We start from the raw sequence: 23,447 nt of genomic DNA, 5'->3' as shown, positions 1-23,447 counted from the left end.
ATAATTGAATTCTGATTTATATATGAACCATTTTTCATATATTTCGTCATAATCAATTATGGGAAAAAGACTTTTATATATTGTTAATCTATCGCTTGCATTTGTAACATGCATGATCACCTTTTTGTTGATGAACGAGGAGGAAAAGGAAAGCTGTTGCAAATTAAAAGATGATACCCATAAGGTTGAAATAACGAAAGAACACAAGATTTTTTCTACCCAAGGCAATCAAACTCAGTGTTGTTTACCTCAAGATCACAAACCGATTGCCAATACAGTTATTTCAATTCACTCTCCCTTTAGTGCCTTGTTTTTAAGTACTTTCGATAATGACACTACAGTTATTACAACTAAAAAGTATGCTCTTAAAGAAAAGAAAGATAAAAAGGCAGTTAAAGATTATAGAGCAAGTTTTCTATCCAAAAGGTTAAGTAGATACATCTTTTGGTTATGCCGTTTATTGCTATAAACCTATTCCTTATTTACATAATCCGACATGATATAACATTGTACTTATCATGTGATTAGTATTCAAAAATTAATACTTTAAATTAAAAATATGGTTGTAAACTCCTATCAAGTTAAATTGATAAGAGTAAATCAGTGTGCTTATTAATTATAAAATAAAGCACTCTTACGATCATGGGAATGGAACTTTTCATACCAAAAAATTAATGAAAAAAGATTTAACGAAGGGTAATGTATTTCAAAATATTATTACTCTAGCGTTGCCTATCATTACATCTTCATTTTTACAATTTGCCTATAATTTTACAGACATGATCTGGGTAGGGAAATTAGGTAGTGATTCGGTAGCGGCAGTAGGAACTTCTGCGTTTTTCCTACAACTATGTTGGGCTATTGCATCTGTATTTATACTTGGAACAGGCATTTCTGTTTCTCAGCAGATTGGAGCCAAGAACTACAAAAGGGCTGAAAAAATTAGTAGGGAATCATTGATGGGATTAGGTGCAGTGGTAACACTAATGCTTGTTCTGATCCAGACCATTCCTGAGTATCTCATTGGATTCTTTAATTTAAATAACAATACTGTTGAAGAACTTTCTGTCTCTTATTTAAAAGTAGCAGGTTTAGGCCTTTTCTTCTCTCAAGCAGTCTTTTTATTTACCTCAATTAGTAATAGTCGTGGAGACAGTAAAGCACCCATGAAAATTACCATGATTGGTGTTGTCATAAATATCATATTAGACCCAATCTTTATCTTCTTACTTGATTTCGGAGTAATAGGAGCCGGAATCGCCACTGTTATTTCACAGATGATTTCTTTTATAATTTTTTATAGAAGATCGTTTACAAATTTCTTTGGAAAGGGTGTGTTTGAAGTGACTTTTGATGAGATCTACAATACAATACGCTTGGGGATACCAACTTCTATTCAAAGGATTGTTTTTACGGTGATTGGAATAATTATGGCTAGAATCGTCGCTCAATGGGGGAGTGATGCGATTGCTGCCCAGAAAATCGGCTTGCAGATTGAATCCATGACCTTTATGATTACTGGTGGATTAATGGGAGCGATGCTTTCTTTCACTGGCCAGAATTATGGAGCCAAAGCCTATGATAGAGTACATGAGGGATATCAAACAGCCATCAAAATTGCAGTCGTATTGGGCTTGTTAATGGGAACACTCTTTTATTGCTTTCCAGAATTCTTTGTTCGTTGGTTTGTAAAAGAAGATACAACGGTTGCCATTGGAGCAAGTTATCTAAGAATTATAGGCTTGTCTCAAGTTTTTATGACAGTGGAAATGGTAACATCAGGAATTATAAATGGACTGGGGAAAACGAAAATTCCAGCTTCTATTAATATCACTATGACAGTGATTAGAGTTCCAATGGCGCTTTATTTATCACAAGAACATCTGTTTGGAATCAATGGCATTTGGATGTCCATAGCAATTAGTACACTTCTAAGGGCCATTAGTCTTAGTGTAGCCTATTATTCCATTCAGAAGAAAATGACCCTTTCAACGATTTTCTAAAAAATATTATGCATACGATACAAAATATATTAAAAGATAATAGAACTGAACGCATCTTTGAGGGTAACTTCGGTTTAGAAAAAGAAAATGTTAGAATTACAAAAGATGGTAAAATGGCGACAACGCCGCATCCAGCTGTCTTTGGAAATAAATTAACACATCCTTATATCACTACTGATTTTTCAGAAAGTCAAGTAGAAATGATTACACCTCCGTTACCTTCAATTCGTGAAGCATTAGGTTTCTTAGAGACAATTCATGATGTAGTGACAGAAAACTTGGGAGAGGAATTATTATGGCCTCAAAGTACACCTCCGGAGCTTCCAGAAAATGAGGATGAAATTAAAATAGCTGATTTTGGCATTGAAGGTAGAGAAAACGAGGAATATAGAAATCATTTAGCACATAAATACGGAAAGAAAAAACAGTTACTTTCTGGTATTCACTATAATTTTTCATTAGAAGACAAGAACATTCAATTCTTATATCAGCAATATGAAGGCAATGTGACGTATGAAGAGTTTAGAGAGGAATTATACCTAAAAATCACTAGAAACTTCCTTCGTTATAGATGGTATCTAATTGCTTTATTGGGAAATAGTCCTGCATTGCATAATACTTATTTGAAGTGTTGTATTGATCAATTACCTAAAGCGACTAAAGATAGTCATCATTTTGATCATGCAGTGTCAATGCGATCAACAGTATGTGGTTATAAAAATATAGATGATTTGGTCTTGGATTATAGTTCGATGAAGAATTATAAGCAAAGTATTAATACAGCTATCGAAGAAGGTGTTTTGAATAGTTATAAAGAGAATTATACTCCAATTCGACTTAAAGAAGTGAATGGTAAATTGAAGTATGTGGAAGTTAGATCGCTGGATTTAGACCCTCATCAAAAAATTGGAATTAGTGAAGATACAGCTAAAATAGTCCACCTTTTCTTGCTTTTTTGTTTATATAAGGATGGAAAAGAAATTACAAAGGAGGAACAAATTCAAGCTACGATGAATCAAGAGATTGTAGCTAGTGAAGGTTTATCAGAAGAGGCAAATATTGTTGTAGAGGAACAGAAAGTCAAATTAAATGATGCTATTCAGAACCTTACTGCTGAGATAATTGACATGTTTGTCGCTTTTGCTCCAAAGGATTATACTTCAGCTTTTAAAAAGCTAATGTTGCTTTCTGAACATAGGAAAGAACGCCCTTCTTGTCATACTCTAAAAGAAATTCAAGGCAAAGAGTACATACAATGGCATTTAGAAAAAGCAATTGAATATAAAGAAGCTTCTAAAGGGGTTCAGTTTAAATTTCATGGTCTAGAAGATATGGAACTTTCAACGCAGTTAGTTTTGAGAGAATCTATTCTAAGAGGAATAAACTTTGACATTATGGATCGTACTGAAAACTTTGTCAAATTAGATCGATGGGGTAAAGAAGAGTATGTAATGCAAGCGACAAGAACTTCATTGGACAATTATGTGAGTGTTTTGATGATGGAAAACAAAGTCATGACTAAAAAGCTAATTGAAAATGTGGGGATTAGAACTCCAAAGGGCGAGCAGTATACTTCTGTTGAGAAGGCGAAAAATGACTTTATTTTTTACAAAGGTCAGTCAATTGTGATCAAACCAAAATCTACTAATTTTGGTTTGGGTATTAGTATTCTAAAAGATAATCAAGATTCAAAGCTTTTTGAAAGAGCTGTCGAAATCGCATTTGAGCATGATAATTCTATCTTGATTGAAGAGTTTGTGACAGGGAAAGAATATAGAATTTTCATTATTAATGATGAAGTCGTTGGTATCCTTCATAGAGTGCCAGCCAATGTAAAAGGTGATGGAGCATCAACTGTTAGAGAATTAGTAATTGAAAAGAACAAAGATCCACTTAGGGGTAAAGGATATAAAACACCTTTAGAAAAAATAGCACTTGGTGAAGCGGAAGAGATGTTTTTAAAGACTCAAGGATATGATTTTGATTTTATCCCATCAAAAGATCAGATTATCTATCTAAGAGAAAATTCAAATATTTCTACTGGTGGTGACAGTATTGATTATACAGACGATATTCCAGACTCTTATAAAAAGATTGCCATTGAAGCTGCTAAAGCATTAGATGTAAAAATCACTGGTTTGGATATGATGATTGACGATATCAATGAAGATGCTACGGATGATAATTATGCTATTATAGAAATGAATTTTAATCCGGCAATTCATATACATTGTTATCCTTACAAAGGAGAAAATCGAAAATTGAATGCTAAAGTTTTAGATGCTTTGGGTTACTAAAGTATCATTTTATGGCCCAATAATATAGAGATATGTTATTGGGCTGATTATTTATATTTTATAATATAAATTATGTTATGTTAAATAGAAAAATTGATTTTGGTGGAGATAAGAATAATAAAATAACTCCCACAAGTTTTTGTCATGCAGTGGTTATATTTTAAAAAAGTTTGAAAGCTGATACTTAGTGAGCTCTGTTACATTACAATCAACCTCTTAAAATTGTATTTGCTATTTCCTTTACTTCGGGAATAGTTAGACCTGTGCCTTGGGCGACTTGCTCAATAGATAAGCCCATTTGAAGGAAGTTTTTAGCATTCTCAATAGCTTGCTCTTTTTTTCCCTCTTTGAGACCTTCTTCTCTACCTTCTTCTCTACCTTCTTCTCTACCCTCTTCTCTACCTTCTCTCCTGCCTTTATCCTCCCTTGCATCCAAAGTATTTACATAATCACGAAAACGCTTTAAATCTTCATCATACAATTCTTGATCGGCTTTTGGGAGGGCTGTATACTCTGCCAATTTCAGCACTTTTCTAAAAATATGCTCCTTTAAAACGGAAGGCATTTGCTCAAAAGTGGTGATATTATTTAAGAGGTAAAGCCACTTATCAAAGTTGGTTTTTAAGTCTTTCTCCTGTTTTCTGAACTTTGGTAATTCTAAATAGACAAACTTCAGTTTTTTATAGAAGACCTTATTTTTTTGATTTTTCAACTGTACGATATGATGGAAATCTTCTTCGGTTTCGTCAAAGATAAAATCCATGATAGAGATCACATAAACAGCTTTTAATTCATAATCCCATCCTTTTCCTCGTTTGGCTTGTTCTTGAATGGGAAAACTTGAATAATAAATAGTGCGATCTTTAAAATGAGTTTGTTCGGCACGTTGCAACTCCACGATAAATTTTTCGCCTTGATCGTTTTCACAATATAAATCATAAATAGCTTTACGATCCGTATCATTGTTGGGTAAATGCTCTGTGGATTTATACGTCAAATCATAGATCTGATCTTCGGCAGGTAATACCGAGTTCAAAAAATCAATGAGAATATCTTTATTGGCTTCTTCTCCAAATATTTTCTTAAATCCGAAATCCGTAAATGGATTGATATAACGTGAAGTGCACATAACTGTTGTTCGTTTATGGAGTAAATATAGTGATTTTTGGTTTAGAGAATAAGCAACCTCCATAAGTGTTTTGTGCTTGCGGGATGTGAGTTTTAAACTTAGACAGTCCTAAGTAATGTCTTGTGCTTTAATACCTAGAATAGTAGAGGCAATTGGCTGGAAATCGTTGTTTATATTAAATAGTGACTTTTTTACGATTTCCTCTTATTCTACTATAAGGTAATTATTTTTTATTTTAAAAATTACAGGAAATACCATTACAAACAATAGAATGATTTGAAGCATAAAAAAAAAGGGATGAAAATCCCTTTTAGTGTAATGTAACCTGATGTCAAATTGATCTACATTATCTTGTATGTGAGTCACACATTTTCATTGTTGGATGAACTTCAACTTTCCCCTGTTCGTTGACAAATACCTTACTTCTTTCTACTAAGAATGATAACGCTTCTTCTTTTGGAAATGGAATACCTGAACAGGCTACAAAATGAACGTCCTCTCCCATTTTTTCTGCAATTGCTTGATTTAATCCTTCTTCAGTATAAACACCGTCATTGTCTTGAACCAAAAATATTACTTCATGTATGTGTGTAGTATTCATCTTAAACTTTGTTTTGTTTTTGTATGCAACAAATATAATAAAAGATAAATTAGTCTTTTATTATATTTACATATATTTAAACTATTATTTTACAAAAAAATAGCAGCCTATTACTAGACTGCTATTTCTATAAAGGTTTGTATTGTGAATTTCTACACAAACTTTAGCTTCTTTTAATTACCTTCACCAATCGTTACACCAATTGTCATCGAACTAATTGTACTTGGTTTTTGCGTGGTTGGGTGTTGCTTTCCTTCTGTTAACTCATCCACTTTCATGGCAATAAACAAATCAAGCTCTCTTAATGAAATAATATTATCTCGTGAATAATCGGCCTTGCCCTCACCTAATCCATCAATTAGAGCGGCAGTAAATGCTCCATGTTGCCATTTTGGAGATTCCAAAGAACTTTCGTTACCTGTTGAACCGGACATAATAACAACACCATTCTCGTCAGAGGATAATTGTCTTATACTTTCCGTATTGTCCGATCTTGTGATATCTTTTCCGAGTTGACCACTGTTACAAGCATCTACATACATCAATACTTGTGAGGGTAAAGATGCCATTACATTGGAGCAGTCCGACCAACTTACGGCTGTATTTTTAACATCATCTAGTTTTACATCATGTGGAATAATGTAAAAGTTGTCTTCATAATTTAAACCATGTGATGCAATGAATACAATAGCTAAATCTTTTGAAGTGGCATTTTCAGAGAGCCATTTAAATCCTTCTACAATGTTAGATTTATTAGCTTCTTCGTTGGTTAATTTTTTTATATTGACTTCATTGAACACACTTCCGTCCCTTTGTTTACTATAGATATCTGCTATTGCTACAGCATCATTATCAGCAAAAGTTAAATCTAATTCGGAGTTTTGATATTTGGAGACACCAATCGCTAATAGATAAATATTTGTTTTATGTGATGCTTTGTTTTCTGCAGTGTTAAACATTGCTTCCAAATCAAAACCCATATCTAATGAACTATCTTTTACAGGGCCACCAGAAACAACTTTTCTAGCATCTGAAGTAATTTTAGTGGTAGTGTTAGCCGCAAAAATTTGAAAGTTCACTTCCTCTTTCTCTACTTTAACTTCCGTGTTTATTGAATAAATATACTTCCCTTCTTCTTGTACAAGATCATCTAAAGGAATAACAGTCGGTCTACCATCAATTAATAATTTCAAAGATTTTAGTTTAGACGAACTCTCCACTTTGGCTTCTATCTTCGCATGACCTCCAATCTCATGAACATTGTTGGTGAAAGTTGGAGAAATCCAATTGATTTTAGGTTGTTGAGCTACAACATTTGATAAAGCTACAGTTGTAAACATCATTTCTTTCTGTGCTGCTTCAAACGAACCTAATTGTATAATCTTTATTAGAATATCTTTCTTATGAAATTCTTTTGAGGCAAAACTTACAGGATAATAAGTCGCAAGATTGCCAACTCCATTGTTCTTAAGCCATCCAATATATTTTTCACCACCTGCTGAAGCATGATAATATCCATGGGGAGACCAACATACCCAATCATTTGAAGTACTCACAAACAACGATGCTAACAACTCTCCAGTTTGTAAATTCCAAATCTTCGTCGTTTGATCTGTACTTGATGATATTAAGTACTTCCCTTCTTTGGAGACATTAGCTGTTGTTACTGAGCCACTGTGACCTTTAAAAGATCTAATTAGATTTCCTGTGTTAGAGTAGAGCTTTAAAGAACCGCCACTTGCAACAACAATATCATCTGAAGGGGTAAAACAATAGGCATTAATCCCTTTATCTCTGTTTTTATCATTTTGAATTTGAGTGGTGCCGCATTGTAAAGCATAAGCATTGAGTTTTTTCAGTAGAAGACCATTTTGTTGGATTTCGGACATTTTGAAATCCGTTTGTGTTGGCTTTTGAAGCCCCATTGTGAGCGTTTCAAAATCAAAGGTCTTGTTGTAGGGCTGTTTGTTTTTTGGTGTAATGGAAAGAGAGAAGTTGAGTTTGTCACTTCTTCCAATTCTTTTATTAGAAATACCTTCACCCTTAAAGTCCCGAATGATCTTTTTCTTCTTTAAATCCCATAATTTTATATTCCCTTCTGAACCAGTAGCAATTACTGCATATTCCGATGATTTATTAGCAAATGCAGCAGCGGTTATTAATCTATCTTTTACATTAAAAGTATCTCTCTTCAACCAAACATCAGTGCTATAAAAATAAACATTTCCCTTGGCATCAGTGACCATTAACTTTTCACCGTCCTCTGAAAAATTTAAGCTACTGATAAAACCTTTTGTATCAGAAAGTGTCGCTACTTCAGTTCCATTTGTATTCCAAACAATGACTTTACCATTGGTTTGTCCTGCTACTACATACTGATTATCATTTGAAATATCTACATTCGTAAATTTGCTATTCGTCTCCCAGACTTTTACAAGGCTCGCATTGCTCATTGCAACAGCCATGGAATAGAGTTTTACACTTCCATCAAAAGAACAAGTAACAAGCTTCGTTTTATCTTCAGAAAAATCGATATTATATACGATATCTGAATGATCATTGATTGTCAATTTCTCATAGGGTTCATCGTTAAAACCCTCTTCACCTAACTCTGGAATATACCATATTTTTGCCGTCTTATCAGCACTTGCTGAAGCTAACCATTGTCCATCAGAAGAGAACTTTAAATCTGTAATCACATTTTCATGTCCTAATAATGATGCGATCTGTTTTCCACTTCTAAGATCTATAATTCTAATTTCATTATTTTCTAAAAATCCCCCTACTGCAACAATACTGCTATTAGGAGCTAAAGCTAAGGCGTTGTATCTTCCTTCTTTTCCTTCTGTATGTTGTCCCCATAATGTTTTAATCAAAGCATTGGACTTTAAATCCCACACTCTAATGGTCTTGTCTTCGGATACTGAAATAATATTTTGATTATTGGAGGTAAAGGCTACTTTTCTTACAAGTGATGAGTGTCCTTTGGCATCGATAACTAAGTAAGTATTTTTCTCTTGAGAATATAAATTCCCAATGCATAGTAAAAAAATAACAAGGGTAGTAAGAATATTATTCATAAGAGTAAATTTTCTCGTTTGAGTCAAAAAAGTAAACATGATTCTATTGACTTGTTTTACAATTCCTTTTTGAGTATTAAAAGTAGACATCCATTTTGAAAAACTTATAAGCTGAAATAGTTCATTCATCACTAAAAAGTTATTTCAAACAAGTGCTGTTATAAAAATACATTAACTTACGTGCTAATTTAATCAAGAATTGTATTTTTACGTTGATTTAAAAACTTTTTATTGTAAAAAAATCATTTTCAGTCAATTCTATTGAAACTAAATTTTTTCACTTTTTTAAATAATAGAGTATCAGAAAATATATAAACATATTACAAAATTACTTCATAGGGAGAAAGGTAAGTGAAATCTTTGAATTAATTAAAGAAGCATGGAACGAATTCAACCTAGATCATGCTTACATTTACGGTTCATCTTTGGCGTATTACACTATCATTTCTTTACCTGCGGGTTTGAACTTATTATTCTCAGGTTTAAGTTTATTTTTCGATGAGAATAAACTCAAAGAAGGTATGATGGAAGAGCTAGAATTAGTGGCTGGTGATGTCGTAGCTCAACATTTAGAGTCAATGATCAATAGTCTTACCGCTTTGAAGATAGATAATACAGTATCTACATTAATAAGTATAGGAACACTATTATTTACTTCTACCCTCTCTTTTCACACCTTAAAAATAGCCTTAAATAAGTTTTGGAAAGTACCACAAAGCCAGACTAAAATTAAAGAGTTAATTATGGACCGCCTAATTGCTTTTTGTATGGTTTTGGGTTTAGGGATGATTTTTCTGATACTTATTGCCATAGATACATCAATCAGTTTTGCATCCTCATATTTAAAAGAATGGTTACCTGTTGCAGCAATTCAGGTTATTACGGTGATAAGGTTCTTATCTACAATGACCATCTCATTTACTCTTTTTTCTGGAATATTTAAATTCATCCCAGATGTGAAGATCAATTGGAAGGATGCCTTTATAGGTGGATTAGTAACCACTATACTTTTTCAATTAGGACAATACGGAATACGATATTATTTAGCACATATGCAAACTGCTTCCAGTTGGGGAGCAGGGTCACCTATTATTATTGTAATGGCTTGGACTTTTTACTCCGTCCAAGTGATGTTTTACGGAGCAGAATTTACCTATGCCTATGCCCACAAATATGGACAAGGCATACTACAACAAAAGAAAATAAAAAAGAATGTCTAATTATACTATAAAGGTTGCTTCAGATAGAAGTTTAATCAATACAATTGCCGAATTTCAAGTAAATATGGCAATGGAAACGGAAGATCTATCTCTCGATTTAGATACAGTAAAAAAAGGAGTTCAACATATATTTGACAACCAATCGCTCGGAAGATATGTCATAGTAGAAGACAATGGTAAATGTATTGCCTCAATGCTCAATCTATATGAATGGTCTGACTGGCGGTGCGGTAATGTGATTTGGATACATTCATTGTTTGTAATTGAAGAATATAGACGTAAAGGAATCTTTAGTGCTATGTATGAATTTGTGAAAAATGAGGTAGAATCATCTGACGAATTAATGGGATTAAGACTGTATGTTGAAAAAAATAACGATAGAGCTCAAAAGACCTATAAGGCAATGGGAATGACAAAAGAGCATTATGATATGTATGAATGGCTGAAATAGTTATTTTTCAGAATGTATTTTATCATTTTTTAATGAAACATTATCTTAAATCCCGAATTAGATTTAACTTTGATGTGCTTAGAAAAGTAACTCGATTATTTTATCTACGATCTAAATCTACCTTGAAAAAACTTTTATTTATAATATTATCTTTTCTTAGTATTTCTAATTACGCTATTGCACAAGAGGAAAAAGAAGAAAACGGCAAAGACGAACCTAATAGAGAGGGTGTTGTATTGGAACAAGATAGTTCTTGGTTAAAAGGCCCTCAAACTACTTGGTACATCAAACAAGACGATTGGTATAAAATACATTTCGAAGAGCACATGATGGACTCTTCTTATATGCACTTACACCGCTATGATATCCATGGAGAAAATGGATATAGGTACCAAACGCTAGGCAATAATGCTTCACCATTGAGAAGTTATTGGGAAAGTCCGGTTTATGATCTAGGACAATCTGTTGGAATCACCGGTTATGATTTATATGCTCAAGATGTATATGATTGGGAATATTACAACTCTTATGTTCCTGTCACGGATTTTAATGGTGTTGTTGGACATGAAAATAGAGGTAAAGTTGGCGGTAAGGTTTCCAACAATATTAGCCCCTATTGGTCTGTCGGCATGTTATTTCAAAGATATAGTGAACCATACATAATCGGTAGAGACAGAGTAAGTAACTCTTATAATGCACAACAGCATACAGGTTTTGGTTTGAATACAAGGTATGAAAGCGAAAATAACAAATACAAGTTGTTGGCAAGCTATTACCAATATATCCATGAAGGACCAGAATCCGCAGGTTTAAATGTTCCTTCTTTAATCAATGATGATACTCAACTAGACGATTTATTTCGTTTGGGTAGAGGACAATTAGCCAATTACTTTTTTGAAGGAGCCTCTTCTTTTAAATGGAATTACAACCATCATCTCTATCATCAATATGCTTTGGTAGATACAGCTAAGCTTCAAGTTTTTCATGAGTTTACTAGAGTAAAATATAGATATCAATACGCCAATAGTCCTGACAAGATTTCAGATAACCGAGCTTATTATGATCAATACAATGATTATACTGTAGAGAATTTAAGATTGTTGCCAGATTCAGTTTTGAATGATCCGAATGCTTCTCTTCCAATTGTAACAGATTACGAATACGGAGATCAGCCATATGTGAGTTTAGAACATCAGTATATTGATAATAAACTTGGGGTAAAAAGCCGATTAGGACCAACCTTTTGGTCTGGTTTCATGCGATTTAGATATCAGAAATTCCAGCAAAGAACAGCCGAAGATTACTTACCTGTTCCTATTGATAATCAGCTTTTTGTTGGAGGTGATGTAGAATTTCTATTACCCAAAAACCTTGGAGCTGTAACTGGTCATGCAGAGTTTGAAATGTTGGAGCGTGATGCTTATAACATTAATGCAAAAGTAGATGCAAAATACCTGAAAGGTGGTTTTACGGTAGAGAGAACTTTAGCTCCTATGATTGCTCAGCATTTCACAACTGTTTTCATGTCATGGAATGAGAAGAAAGAGTCAATCTCTAAGCAGCAGATCTATATTGCACCTCAAGTCCCACTAGGGAAGCGAGGCACTTTTGAGGTATTTGGTGAGCTTAATAATATCAACAATTATATTTATTACGATAAATTCGCTAGACCTCAACAGCACAATGATGCAATTACCTATAGTAGATATGGTACACGATTCAAATTGAAATTAGGTAATATACAACAAGTTGCCGAAGTAATTTATACCCAAAATACACATCAGGATGTGATGCCTACACCTGACGTTTTTGCAACTTATGAAATTTCCTTTTTTAAAGAGTTCCGTGATGGTATGATAAGCTTGTATACAGGTTTTGATACAAGATATATTTCATCCTATTACGGTATGGCTTTTAATCCTGTTTCACAACAGTATCATTTACAAGATGATTACAAGACAGAGGGATATTTTAATGTTGACCTTTTTGTCAATTTCAAGATGAGAAGAGCAATGGTATTTGTTAGAATTGCTGATATATTAAACCTTGTTGATCAAACTAGTGGATATTGGGCTACTCCAGGGTATATGGGACCAGGATTTGGTTTCTCATATGGTGTGAGATGGCTAATGTTCGAATAAACCTAAATGACAAATCATGAAAAAGACAATACTTCTATTTTTCCTATTCCTAACTACAGCACCACTTTTTGCACAGAAGTTTTTAGCTGTTGATAATTATGGAAGAAATCGAAAGAAAATATATGAAGGTGATCGTATCATCTTTAAAATAAAAGGTGAAAAGGCAGTTTATAAAGATGAACTTTATGCTTTAAAAGACTCTTCTTTTGTGTTATATAAATCAGGTACAGAAATACCTTTATCAGAAGTTGAAGTTATCAAATTTCCTAGAGCCTACCCTAGAGTATTGTTTGGTGGCTTTGGGTTAATTGGTACGGGCTTTCTAGTTTCAAGTGCAGTTCACCCAGTAGTAGGTAATGCTCAATATGATCAAAGACAACACTTTTTCCAAGGTGCTGCCTTTTGGGCTTTAGCTTTTGCGATGCGCCCTTTCTTCTGGAAAAACTATAAATTAGGGAAAAACGGTCAGGCACAAGTATTGGATGTAACAATTCGAAAATTACCTTGATCCTTTCTTAAAACATTAGTAAGTTAATGTTGAAATTTTTTAAAATCCCTTATGCAAAAAATCAAACTTACAATCCTACTTTACTTTTTTAGCTTAGTCTTTAACTTTGTTTATGCGGAGAAATCAATCAAAATTGATTTTATGACTGAAGTTCAGGGTTTTAAACTTCTTGAGTTAGCCCAAGATTCAGCAAGCATTAGTAAATTAAAAGAACTAGGAGCTGATATTTACATTGGTTTGACTGATTTTTCCTCCGAAAGAGTGGAAGCAATTAAGCTTTTTCAAAACCATGGTTTAGCTTGTCATGCTTGGCTTTTATTACCTAAGGGAGAACATTATTGGCCCAATGCTCATAATGGGTCTGCAGTATTAAAACGCTATGAGACATTTAGAGAATGGACCATAGATAATCAGCTTTCTTGGAAAACACTTACGCTGAGTTTGGCACCTTACGGAACTGATGTTAGAATTGTTGAAAGTGGACCTTTGTCAATCGGTAAAGTTGTTTTGAAAAGATTGATAAGTGGTTCAGTACAAGAACATGGGGATTTGAATTATGCTCGATTAAGAGCACTGTCAAAAAATGACAATTTAAAATTAGTCAGCATCGTTTCTCCTTATCAAGTTGATAGCCGTGAAGTAAATGTAGAAACGTGGAAACAAATTACTGGAACATTTAATATTCTAAATGATCAGGAAGTGCTGTCTATTTTTAATACATACGAACCTAATTCATCTTTAACATTAGCGCAGCTAAAAGAATATCAGCCTGGCTTTTCTACTATATTACTAGGATCAGCCAATGCTACAAAGCCATTAAGTAATCAAGAAAACACAAGAGTTTTAAATTGGGATGAGACTTGTAAATACATTACGCTTGCAAGACAATACGATAAGAGTATTATTATTTATGGGTTAGAAGGTGCTATCAAAAATGGAATTTTATCACAGCTTTCAAACCATTTGACAGATGTGAAATTGCCCAACCTTCAGGAAGCTGAAAAACAAATTGCAATGGAGCGTGAGAATACACAAATTCTTTTTACTATTTTGGCTAGCCCAGGTTGGGTTGCTTTTGCTTTTTTCTTTTTGGCAATAACTTTTGGAATTGCTATTCTAAGAACTTTAAAACTATTTGTGTAATGCACATAAAAGAGCATTTTAAAAGTTGCCCTAAGTGTAAAAGTGATGCAATTCAATTTGACAAAAAACACTTCGTTTGTTCAAATTGTGGTTTTGACCTTTATATTAATGCATCAGCTGCCGTTGCTGTTTTAATAACAAATCAGCAAGGAGAGTTATTACTGACGGTCAGAAAATTTGATCCTTTCAAAGGTACTTATGATTTACCAGGAGGCTTTGTAGATATCAATGAGACAGTAGAAGATGCAGCAATTCGAGAAATTAAAGAAGAGCTAAACCTTGATATCATATCCTTAGAGTATTTTTGTAGTTTTCCGAATACATATACCTATAAGGAGGTCGATTATTATACTTTAGATATGGTTTTTAAAGCTCAGATCAAAGATTTTTCTCCTCTTCAGGCTAATGATGATGTGAGTAGTATTGAGTTTATTTCACCAAAAAAAATAGATACAACAACCATTGGATTAACATCCATAAAAGCTATTGTATCTAAATATATTGAATCCGTCCGCTAATTTTTAGTTGACATGGACTTCTTTAAAATACTGAGCAAAGATATTCTTTGCTTTTTCTATTTCTTCAGCAGTTGGAGGGTTTACTCCTTCTAGTTCATATTTCAGTCCCATTGCTTCCCATTTATGTACACCTAATTTATGGTAAGGTTGTATCTCAATTTTTTCAATCGTTTTATAGTCTTTGAAAAACTGTCCCAACTCATGTAAATATTCTTCTTGGTCAGACCATCCCGGAACCAATACATAACGGATCCACATAGGTTTACCTTGTTTCTCACGCATTTCGGCCAATTTTAAGGTAGCTGAGTTTGAAACCGTAGTTAACTTATGGTGCCAATCGTCATTAATGTGCTTTACATCAAGCATCAATAAATCAGTATAGTCTAAAAGTTCTTCTACCTCCTTATTTACCAATCGGCCATTAGAATCCAAGCAAGTATGTATTCCGTGCTCTTTTAATCTTTTAAAAAGTGTAATTAGCTTTTTGCGGTGTAATAAAGGTTCTCCTCCTGAAATTGTAATTCCACCTTCATCACCAAAATATGGCCTTTGTCTTAGAACTCTTTTTTCTATTTCGTCTAGTTGAATGTGCTTCCCTCCTTTTACATCAAATGTATCTGGGTTATGACAGTACAAACATCTGAACTGACATCCTTGAACAAAAACAATAAAACGGATTCCTGGACCATCATGGGTCCCGAAAGTTTCAATAGAGTGAATTCTTAATAACTCTGGGTCTTTATCATTTAAGATAGATGGATCTTGCTGTGGGAAAGTGCTCATATATAATTTTCGTTATTTCTTAACAAATTTACTTATTATATATTATTTTCTTTGACTCCAATTCTTAATAATATTCATTATGTAGGGAATTCCTTCCATTATAGTGGCGGGTCCGGGTTGTAACATGAAAATGGGATCTACCTCATGGATTTCATTATTCTTACAAAATGAAAGAGACTGGATATTCGGTCGGTTTAATACGGCTTCTTTATCCATTTTTTTTCCACACCAACAAAACAAGCCAATATCTGGATTTCTCTCCACAACAGGTTCAAAATTGGCTAACACTCTACCTTGAGCATTTTGTTTATCAGCATGTTCAATAAATACGTCTTTACCTCCACAAAGTGTAATGATTTCAGAAACCCACTGAATCCCTGTAATAATGGGATCATCCCATTCTTCAAAGTATATTTTTGGATTTTCTTTCAATGATTGGCTAAACTGTTTTGCTTCTTCAATAGTAGCATTCATTTTATCTAGTAAAACTTTCGCTTTTGCTTCAGCTCCTACCATCCTAGCAATCATCATGAGTGTATTCATGATTTCACTGATTGAACGCTGATTTGTAATCAAGGTCGGAATCCCTTCTTTAATAAGCCTTGAGGCTATATCTGCTTGAAGATCTGAGAAACCTATTACTAAATCAGGTTGCGTTGCCATAATTTTCTTAAAGTTGGCACCTGTAAAACCACAAACCATTGGTTTCTCTTTTTTAGCTTCTTCAGGTCGATCTGCAAAAGCTGATATTCCAACAATTCTATCTTGCTCACCTAATAAGTACAACCATTCTGTTACCTCGTCTGTAAGACAAACTATCCTTTGCGGATATTGATGATCCATAAGTCAAAAAAATTAAAGTTATTCGTGCTCTAATTTAACACCAATAACTAATATATCATCTGTTTGTCTGTGATGATTCTCCTCATCAATACTCACCCAATCATTCAAATATTTGTCTAGAATTTCTTTCTGCAATGTGAGTTCAAAATCACAGTTTTCCTCCAATATTTTACGGAATCGCTTAGAACCAAATTTTCTGTCGTTGGGCCCTCCGAATTGGTCTTGGAAACCATCAGAGTACATGAATAAAGTTGTTGAGGAATCTATTTTGAGTCTATGTTTTGTAAATGAAACTTTCGGATTTGTAGAACCAATTGAATTTCGGTCTCCCTTTATCATCTCAAACTTTCCATTTTGACTGTAAACTAATGGATTACGAGCACCTGAGTACTCTAATTCTTTTGTTGTTTCATCAAAAACAATTAAGCTCATATCCATTCCATCCTTCAATTGATAATTTTCTTGATGTAGACTTTTTAATATTTGGAGATGAAGTGCTTGTAAGATTATTTCAGGCGATGTAATCTTAGTTTTAACGACAATATCTTGTAAAAGGTGGTATCCCACTAAAGACATGAATGCACCCGGAACACCATGTCCAGTACAATCTACGGTAGCTAATATTCTTTTGTCGCCAACTTTAGCGCACCAGTAAAAATCTCCCGATACGATATCTCTTGGCTGAAAAATCAAAAATGAATCAGGAAATAGGCTTTTAAGATGAGACTGAGAAGGAAGCATAGTAGCTTGAATCCTTTTGGCATAATTGATACTCGCTTGTATTTTATCTTTGGATTCAATGAGATGGACTTTTTGTTTTTCGACCATATCTCTCTGAGTCGCTATTTCTTCATTTTGCTGTTCGAGCTCTACATTTTTTGCATTAATTTCCTCAAAAGCTTCTTTTAAAGATTGAGCATTATTCTCCAACTCAATCTGCTTTTCTTGGAGTTCAGCGGTCCTTTCATTTACTTTTACTTCAAGAGTTGCATTTGTTTGTAATTGCTGTTCCAAAAGTTCTTTCTGAGCATTTTCTTTTTCTCTTTTGTAGAGTTTGTATTTATCACTTAAAGCCAACGACAAGAAGAGTACTTCTATAATACCACCATAAGCCAATACATTTTTTGTGAATTCATTCTGTTCAATGAAGTTATATTTCATTAATGCAAAGATAAATGTACCAGCCAAATAAGCTGTCCATGCTAAAATGAAGAAACGAGCAGATTTATTTCCTTTATACCAAATCATTAAACCAGCAACAAACATAACCAAAGAGTTGACCAATGTCAGCTTACTGTTGACCCTTACAGCAAATGCATAGCTACTGATGAAAGGTAATAAAATACCAACAGCTCCCAATATCATGGTTACAATTAGAGCTATATCGGCAAACTTTGAATACTGCTTAGATTGTAAGGAAGATTTAGCGTAAAAAGAGGATGTTAAGATCCATGCTGCTATGGAAATCACTGTAACATTATTTGCTACATTGGGTGAATTAGGAAATAAGTATTGAAAGTGGTGACCACTTAATGAGAGAAAGAATGTTGTATTGGCTAAAATCGGGAAAGCATAATACAGATAATTCAAATCTCTCAATGATAAGAAAATCAGTATATTATATAAAACCATCACTAACATAATACCAATGTATATGCCGTAAGCGGTTTCTGTTTTGAGGTGATTAATAAAAAATTGAGTAGGCGTAGCTATGGTAAGTGGTACTTGTAAAGCCCCATTCGTCTGAATTTTTAAATATAATTCCTTTTCTGTATTGGCTTCAATTTCAAAGGGGTAAAGGTTATTTCTAAATTGAATAGCTCTTTCAAAGAAAGGGATTTGGTCTCCCATTAGTTGAAAGTTAAGGAGTTGACCATCTTTTATTTCATAAACCTCAATCACATCAAGGTTACTATTTCCAATTTCTAATATGAAGTCTTTATTTTCTTCCAAAGAAATATTGACCAAACGTAGTTTTAACCAAAGTGAAGCCTCATTAAAACCAACATTGATAATTTCTTGTGAGTTAGGAGTAAAAGCATCCATTGTTAAAATTTTCTCAAAGGGTATAGCATTACTTGAATCCAAGAAAATCTCAACATGCTCCGATACATTTTCAAGGTGAATGGAAGATTCATCAATTAGAAGTTTATCATTCGAGAAAGCAAGCGAAATGTTGAAAAGTAAAAGAAGAGTAGTTAATAGTCGCATAAATAAATAGACAATTAAAAAGTTGGATGCATAAGTATTATACCTTATCCCTCAAAAACATAACAAGTTAAAATAAAAAAGTCACTTTCCAATAATTTAGAAAGTGACTTTTCGCGAGAATTTATATAGAGTGTTAAGGGTTACTTCCCTTTTATTGTCTCCATCACTCTACCACAGTGTAACATCTCATCTCCAAAGTACGGGTTAACTACCTCATTTGTAGCACTTAGCCAGTTAGCTCCCGTATTGTTAAATGCCATTGGACAGTGTACTAAGTAAATATCCATTCCAGCTTCGCCTTTTTTGGCTACCTCTAAGAAATATGCCGTAACTGTCTCAAAACTTTTTCTTTGAGCAGCTAGGTCATCAGTATTAATGATTGCATCAATAGATGCATTTACTTCTTCTGCGGCTTCAGAAGGCATAGCACTTTTTAACCTCTTGGCATACGTTTGTGCAGCCGTTGGATTACTAGCGATCAAGCACTCTGATAATTTCATGTATGCTTGTGGAGCTTTAGCTTTTTCAGCATTATAGATAACTGCTGTTAATTTTTCTTCTTCTTTCGCTGCTTCATGCTTTTGATGTGATTGTTTCTCTCCACCACAACTCATTAGGAATAATCCCAACACGAATGATAATACAATTGTTCTCATAGGTTTATATATAATTAAAATAGATCGCTTGATAAATATTTGTCACCTCTATCACAAACGATAAAGACAATCACTCCTTTTTCAATTTGCTTTGCAGTTTCAATCGCTGCATAAGCCGAACCACCACTACTCATTCCTGCAAAAATACCTTCTTCTAATGCCAATTTTCTTGTCATTGCAGTTGCGTTTTCTTGGCTAACATCAATTGTCATGTCTACCCTTGAGGCATCAAATATTTTTGGTAAATATTCTTTTGGCCATCTTCTAATACCAGGAATTCGAGCTCCCTCTGCAGGTTGTGTACCGACAATTGTAATAGCTGAGTTTTGTTCTTTCAAGAATTTTGAAGTTCCCATAATTGTTCCTGTTGTACCCATTGCCGAAACAAAATGAGTCACTTCATGCTCTGTATCTCTCCAGATTTCAGGTCCCGTTGTTTTATAGTGGGCCATATAGTTATTTGGATTGTCAAACTGATTCAACATCAAGTGCCCCCCTTCATTTACTTTACTCAAAGCATAATCTCTAGCACCCTCCATAGAAATAGCTGCAGGCGTCAAAGTCACTTTAGCACCATAGGCTTTCATTGATTTCACTCTTTCAATCGTTGCACTATCAGGCATCACTAATTCAATTTCTACACCAAATAAAGACGCCATCATAGCTAAAGCAATACCAGTGTTTCCACTTGTAGCCTCAATTAATTTCATGCCTTTTTTTAGCTCACCGCTTTTAATCGCCTCATTGATCATATTAAAAGCAGCTCTATCTTTCACACTTCCGCCGGGGTTTTGCCCTTCTAACTTAGCATATATAGTGACATTAGGGTTCGGGTTAAGCTTTTCTAGCTTGACTAATGGAGTATTTCCTACTAGCGATAATACTGATGACATAATCTATATTGTTGATAGTTTAGAGATTTAAACAAGAAAACATTAATAAGCGAAGTTATAATGTTCTACTGCTTAGTACAAAGTACTCTTTGAAAAAATTTTGACAAAGATACACTTACTTTAATTACTATAAAGTACTCCTAAATAATAAATTTGTTTTCTTTTATTTAAAAGTGCATAAAAAAAGCCTATGTAAATTACATAAGGCTCTTTTCTGATTTAAATTAATTAGTAATTGGGTTATTGATAAATCTTTAAATCATGTTTCATTAATAATGAGATCAAACATGATTTTATTTTAAGTAAATAATATGTTATAGAAGTTTTTTTTAAAAATGCTTGCTTTTCCGGCTATAGAATTTGGCTTTTGCTCTGGATTGTCAACAACATCTTCTTTATTCAATTTTATACTACTTACTTTTGAATAATGGTCAATCGTGTTATCAATTCTGATTTGTAATTCATTCAAAGACACTGGTTTTTCAATAAAACCAGCGATACCATTGTTCAACAATTCACCTTTTTGAGCCAAATCAAATTTCCCTGAATAAACTAATATTGGTATATCAGAATAATTAGGAGAATTTCTCAGTTTAACAATAAAGTCAAAAGTATTTTCCTGATCTAAATTAAGATCCGTTAGCACTAACTTAACAAACTGGGATTTTAATATTGCTTTCGCTTCATCTAATGTCTGAGCCGAAAGAACTTCATATTTATCTTTAAGCGTGTTGATCGTTAAATCACGCATAAATTGATCGTCTTCTATAACAAGTATTGGATACTTCATGATTATTTTTATTTGGGTGTTATAAGGTTATTTTACCTCTAGAACATTGTCACTTGTTGATAAGTTCAATAATAATTAATATTTATTGACAAAATTCTTCTTTAGGCTGATTTCCTAAACTTCATTAAGCTCAAAAACCAATTCTTAAAGTGAAATTCCCGCCTCTTTTTTTGCATTTTTCGGGGATTACTTTGAAGTAAGAGGTCTTGAACCTTAACTTCAAGCTCATTCATATTGAATGGCTTTTGTACATAGTCAACTATTCCAAGATCAATGAAGTCGTCTTTGATCTTAGGATCTTTGTTACTAGAAAAAATCATGACAGGAATTTCATTTGTCTGTTGTAAATCATCAAAGAGGCATTCGCTAGTTTCTTTTTCTAATTCAATATCCAACAGCACAAGATCTACATGATTATTTTGAAGTATTTTTCGAGCATTTATAACGTCATGAGCCAATAATATATCATTATTTACTCCCAAAACATGTGATGTGATATCTCTAATAAATAGATCATCATCAACAACTAAGATTGATTTTCTCATATCAAAAAAATGTAATACTGAAATATAACAATCTAAATTCATGATAGTTATCTCTTTGCCTTATAAATACAAGACATTTATGAAAAAATACTATTCTTAAAATATTATAAAAAAATACGAATATGATGTCTAAGAAAAATGATGTGTAAATAGAACTAATTTAAGATAGATAGTGTTGAAACAAATAACTGATACAGGACATTTTATTAACCTATCATTACCTAATATGTTTAACGAAATACTACTTTTGGATGATGATAAATTCATGCAAAAGTTTGTCAGAAATCTATTGTCTAAAAAATACATTGTCTATTGTTCAAGTACTATTGATGAAGCATTGTCAATCTTAGAAAAGCATCAGATTGACCTTGTAATTACTGATATTAACCTTAAAAAAGAGTCAGGTATTACCTTTATCAAGGAAATAAAAGACAACCCCCTTAAATCTCATTTACCAATCATTACATTATCTGCTGAGGATTCATCTGCAAAAAAGATAGAAGTACTTGATCTTGGTGTAGATGACTACATTTCAAAACCATTTAATCCTACAGAGCTCGATATAAGAATTAAAAATGTATTAAACCGATACACAAAACACAAAGAAAGAGAAAGGATAGAGAGGGAAGAAAAAAGATCATTTAAAGATATGCTGAGTTATATTTATGAAAATAAAAGTTTAATTGGCAAACGTGGGTTTGATATTGTATTCTCATTATCACTTATGATCTGTCTTTTACCTATCTATCTATTAATCGCTATCGCAATTTATATTGAAAATCCAGGTCCTATTTTTTATGTATCTAACAGAATAGGAAGAGATTATAAAATCATTCCTTTTCTAAAATTTAGATCCATGAAGGTCAACGCAGATCAACTTGTAGAGGGGTTATTACAAAATAATAGTTATTCAGAAACTGAAAATATGGAAGACATCACTCCTTGCGATACCCTGATTACGGGTGATAAAGGCTTTACGATAAGTGAAAAGGTATATAAGGCACAAAAGAACCGTACTACTTTTTTTAAACTAGAAAATGATCCAAGAATTACAAAAGTAGGAGCAATAATAAGAAAAACGAGTTTAGATGAATTACCTCAGTTAGTCAATGTATTACTTGGTCAAATGTCAGTGGTTGGAAATAGGCCTCTTCCCCTTTATGAGGCCGAGCAATTGACAAAAGATAATACTGTAGAAAGATTTAATACTCCCGCAGGAATTACAGGCCTATGGCAAATTCAAAAATCAGTAGATCCATTTATGAATAGTGAAAAGAGAACGAAATTGGATAATAAATATGCTGGTTCTCGAAACACTTTGATGGATTTTAAATTGATTTTCAAAACTTTACCAGCTATGATGCAGAAAGAAGAATAGTATTTTATTCAAATAATAAAGGTTTTATTAGGCCTCATTCTATCATTATAGAATGAGGCCTTACTGTTTAAATACTTGAATCGTAATTAGTGATCAGTTTTTACTATTCAAGTATGATAATGATACTATCGCTAAATATATACGTCATTGAACTTTCTTTTGTAAGCACTTCCTTTGGCTATACAAGGAAAAAAATAAAGAATCAGAATACTTGGAAGTGATAACTGTAAGTACATTGTAAACTAAGTTTTCGTTAA

General features: G+C 33.1%; 20 protein-coding genes. 10 read left to right on the top strand and 10 right to left on the bottom strand.

All coding sequences use genetic code 11. From position 1 onward, the window contains the following. Positions 1–58: 58 nt before the first annotated feature. From PL77_RS15500 to gshAB, 3 genes are all read left to right on the top strand, one after another. Positions 59–469, top strand: coding sequence for a hypothetical protein (locus PL77_RS15500; RefSeq protein ID WP_044207152.1), 411 nt, complete (start codon positions 59–61; stop codon positions 467–469). Positions 470–674: 205 nt separating this feature from the next. Next, entirely contained in the window at positions 675–2,003 is a 1,329-nt protein-coding gene (locus PL77_RS15495; protein ID WP_044207151.1) for an MATE family efflux transporter, read from the top strand. Positions 2,004–2,011: 8 nt separating this feature from the next. Then, entirely contained in the window at positions 2,012–4,300 is a 2,289-nt protein-coding gene (gene gshAB / locus PL77_RS15490) for a bifunctional glutamate--cysteine ligase GshA/glutathione synthetase GshB (RefSeq protein ID WP_044207150.1), read from the top strand. Positions 4,301–4,508: 208 nt separating this feature from the next. On the opposite strand, the gene PL77_RS15485 is transcribed toward gshAB, so the two are convergent. From PL77_RS15485 to PL77_RS15475, 3 genes are all read right to left on the bottom strand, one after another. Beyond that, positions 4,509–5,429 carry an Rpn family recombination-promoting nuclease/putative transposase gene (locus PL77_RS15485; RefSeq protein WP_044207149.1) on the bottom strand — a complete coding sequence of 307 codons (921 nt, stop codon included), beginning with the start codon at positions 5,427–5,429 and terminating at the stop codon, positions 4,509–4,511. Between the two features lie 346 nt (positions 5,430–5,775). Next, the gene (locus PL77_RS15480; protein WP_044207148.1) at positions 5,776–6,030 is read right to left on the bottom strand and encodes a DUF2492 family protein; all 255 of its coding nucleotides are present in this window, start codon (positions 6,028–6,030) and stop codon (positions 5,776–5,778) included. 173 nt (positions 6,031–6,203) lie between these two features. Further along, a complete protein-coding gene (locus PL77_RS15475) occupies positions 6,204–9,239 on the bottom strand; it encodes a caspase family protein (protein ID WP_082026568.1) in 3,036 nt (1,011 codons plus the stop codon). Between the two features lie 296 nt (positions 9,240–9,535). Here PL77_RS15475 and PL77_RS15470 point away from each other — a divergent pair, with 296 nt between their 5' ends. From PL77_RS15470 to PL77_RS15445, 6 genes are all read left to right on the top strand, one after another. Further along, positions 9,536–10,330, top strand: coding sequence for a YihY/virulence factor BrkB family protein (locus tag PL77_RS15470; protein WP_172665874.1), 795 nt, complete (start codon positions 9,536–9,538; stop codon positions 10,328–10,330). Beyond that, complete coding sequence (locus tag PL77_RS15465) at positions 10,323–10,781, top strand: N-acetyltransferase (RefSeq protein WP_044207145.1); 459 nt, start codon at positions 10,323–10,325, stop codon at positions 10,779–10,781. Before PL77_RS15470 ends, PL77_RS15465 begins: the two co-directional genes overlap by 8 nt. Positions 10,782–10,903: 122 nt before the next feature. Further along, positions 10,904–12,922 carry a putative porin gene (locus PL77_RS15460; RefSeq protein WP_044207144.1) on the top strand — a complete coding sequence of 673 codons (2,019 nt, stop codon included), beginning with the start codon at positions 10,904–10,906 and terminating at the stop codon, positions 12,920–12,922. 16 nt (positions 12,923–12,938) lie between these two features. Beyond that, a complete protein-coding gene (locus PL77_RS15455; RefSeq protein ID WP_044207143.1) occupies positions 12,939–13,430 on the top strand; it encodes a hypothetical protein in 492 nt (163 codons plus the stop codon). Between the two features lie 141 nt (positions 13,431–13,571). Beyond that, the gene (locus PL77_RS15450) at positions 13,572–14,573 is read left to right on the top strand and encodes a hypothetical protein (RefSeq protein WP_156152384.1); all 1,002 of its coding nucleotides are present in this window, start codon (positions 13,572–13,574) and stop codon (positions 14,571–14,573) included. Continuing rightward, entirely contained in the window at positions 14,573–15,091 is a 519-nt protein-coding gene (locus tag PL77_RS15445) for an NUDIX domain-containing protein (RefSeq protein ID WP_044207140.1), read from the top strand. The genes PL77_RS15450 and PL77_RS15445 overlap by 1 nt, the downstream gene beginning before the upstream one ends. 3 nt (positions 15,092–15,094) lie before the next feature. Here PL77_RS15445 and pflA read toward each other — a convergent pair whose 3' ends face one another. The 7 genes from pflA to PL77_RS15410 form a co-directional block, all read right to left on the bottom strand. Continuing rightward, positions 15,095–15,874, bottom strand: a complete 780-nt coding sequence (gene pflA / locus PL77_RS15440) for a pyruvate formate-lyase-activating protein (protein ID WP_044207138.1) — start codon at positions 15,872–15,874, stop codon at positions 15,095–15,097. A 42-nt stretch (positions 15,875–15,916) separates the two neighbouring features. Continuing rightward, the gene (locus PL77_RS15435; protein ID WP_044207136.1) at positions 15,917–16,717 is read right to left on the bottom strand and encodes an ABC transporter substrate-binding protein; all 801 of its coding nucleotides are present in this window, start codon (positions 16,715–16,717) and stop codon (positions 15,917–15,919) included. Between the two features lie 18 nt (positions 16,718–16,735). Further along, positions 16,736–18,928, bottom strand: coding sequence for a 7TM diverse intracellular signaling domain-containing protein (locus PL77_RS15430; RefSeq protein WP_044207133.1), 2,193 nt, complete (start codon positions 18,926–18,928; stop codon positions 16,736–16,738). Positions 18,929–19,068: 140 nt separating this feature from the next. Then, the gene (locus PL77_RS30675; RefSeq protein WP_052444467.1) at positions 19,069–19,584 is read right to left on the bottom strand and encodes a DUF3347 domain-containing protein; all 516 of its coding nucleotides are present in this window, start codon (positions 19,582–19,584) and stop codon (positions 19,069–19,071) included. Positions 19,585–19,598: 14 nt separating this feature from the next. Beyond that, the gene (gene cysM, locus PL77_RS15420; RefSeq protein WP_044207130.1) at positions 19,599–20,477 is read right to left on the bottom strand and encodes a cysteine synthase CysM; all 879 of its coding nucleotides are present in this window, start codon (positions 20,475–20,477) and stop codon (positions 19,599–19,601) included. Between the two features lie 298 nt (positions 20,478–20,775). Next, positions 20,776–21,267, bottom strand: a complete 492-nt coding sequence (locus tag PL77_RS15415) for a PleD family two-component system response regulator (RefSeq protein ID WP_082026565.1) — start codon at positions 21,265–21,267, stop codon at positions 20,776–20,778. A 101-nt stretch (positions 21,268–21,368) separates the two neighbouring features. Then, a complete protein-coding gene (locus tag PL77_RS15410; RefSeq protein ID WP_172665873.1) occupies positions 21,369–21,812 on the bottom strand; it encodes a response regulator in 444 nt (147 codons plus the stop codon). A gap of 175 nt (positions 21,813–21,987) precedes the next feature. Between PL77_RS15410 and PL77_RS32520 the strand changes: the two genes are divergently transcribed. Then, the gene (locus PL77_RS32520) at positions 21,988–23,190 is read left to right on the top strand and encodes a sugar transferase (RefSeq protein ID WP_156152383.1); all 1,203 of its coding nucleotides are present in this window, start codon (positions 21,988–21,990) and stop codon (positions 23,188–23,190) included. The last annotated feature ends 257 nt before the right edge of the window (positions 23,191–23,447 follow it).

The organism is Flammeovirga sp. OC4 (assembly GCF_000812565.1).
Taxonomy (GTDB): Bacteria; Bacteroidota; Bacteroidia; order Cytophagales; family Flammeovirgaceae; genus Flammeovirga.
This window is presented reverse-complemented; position numbering and strand designations above follow the sequence as displayed.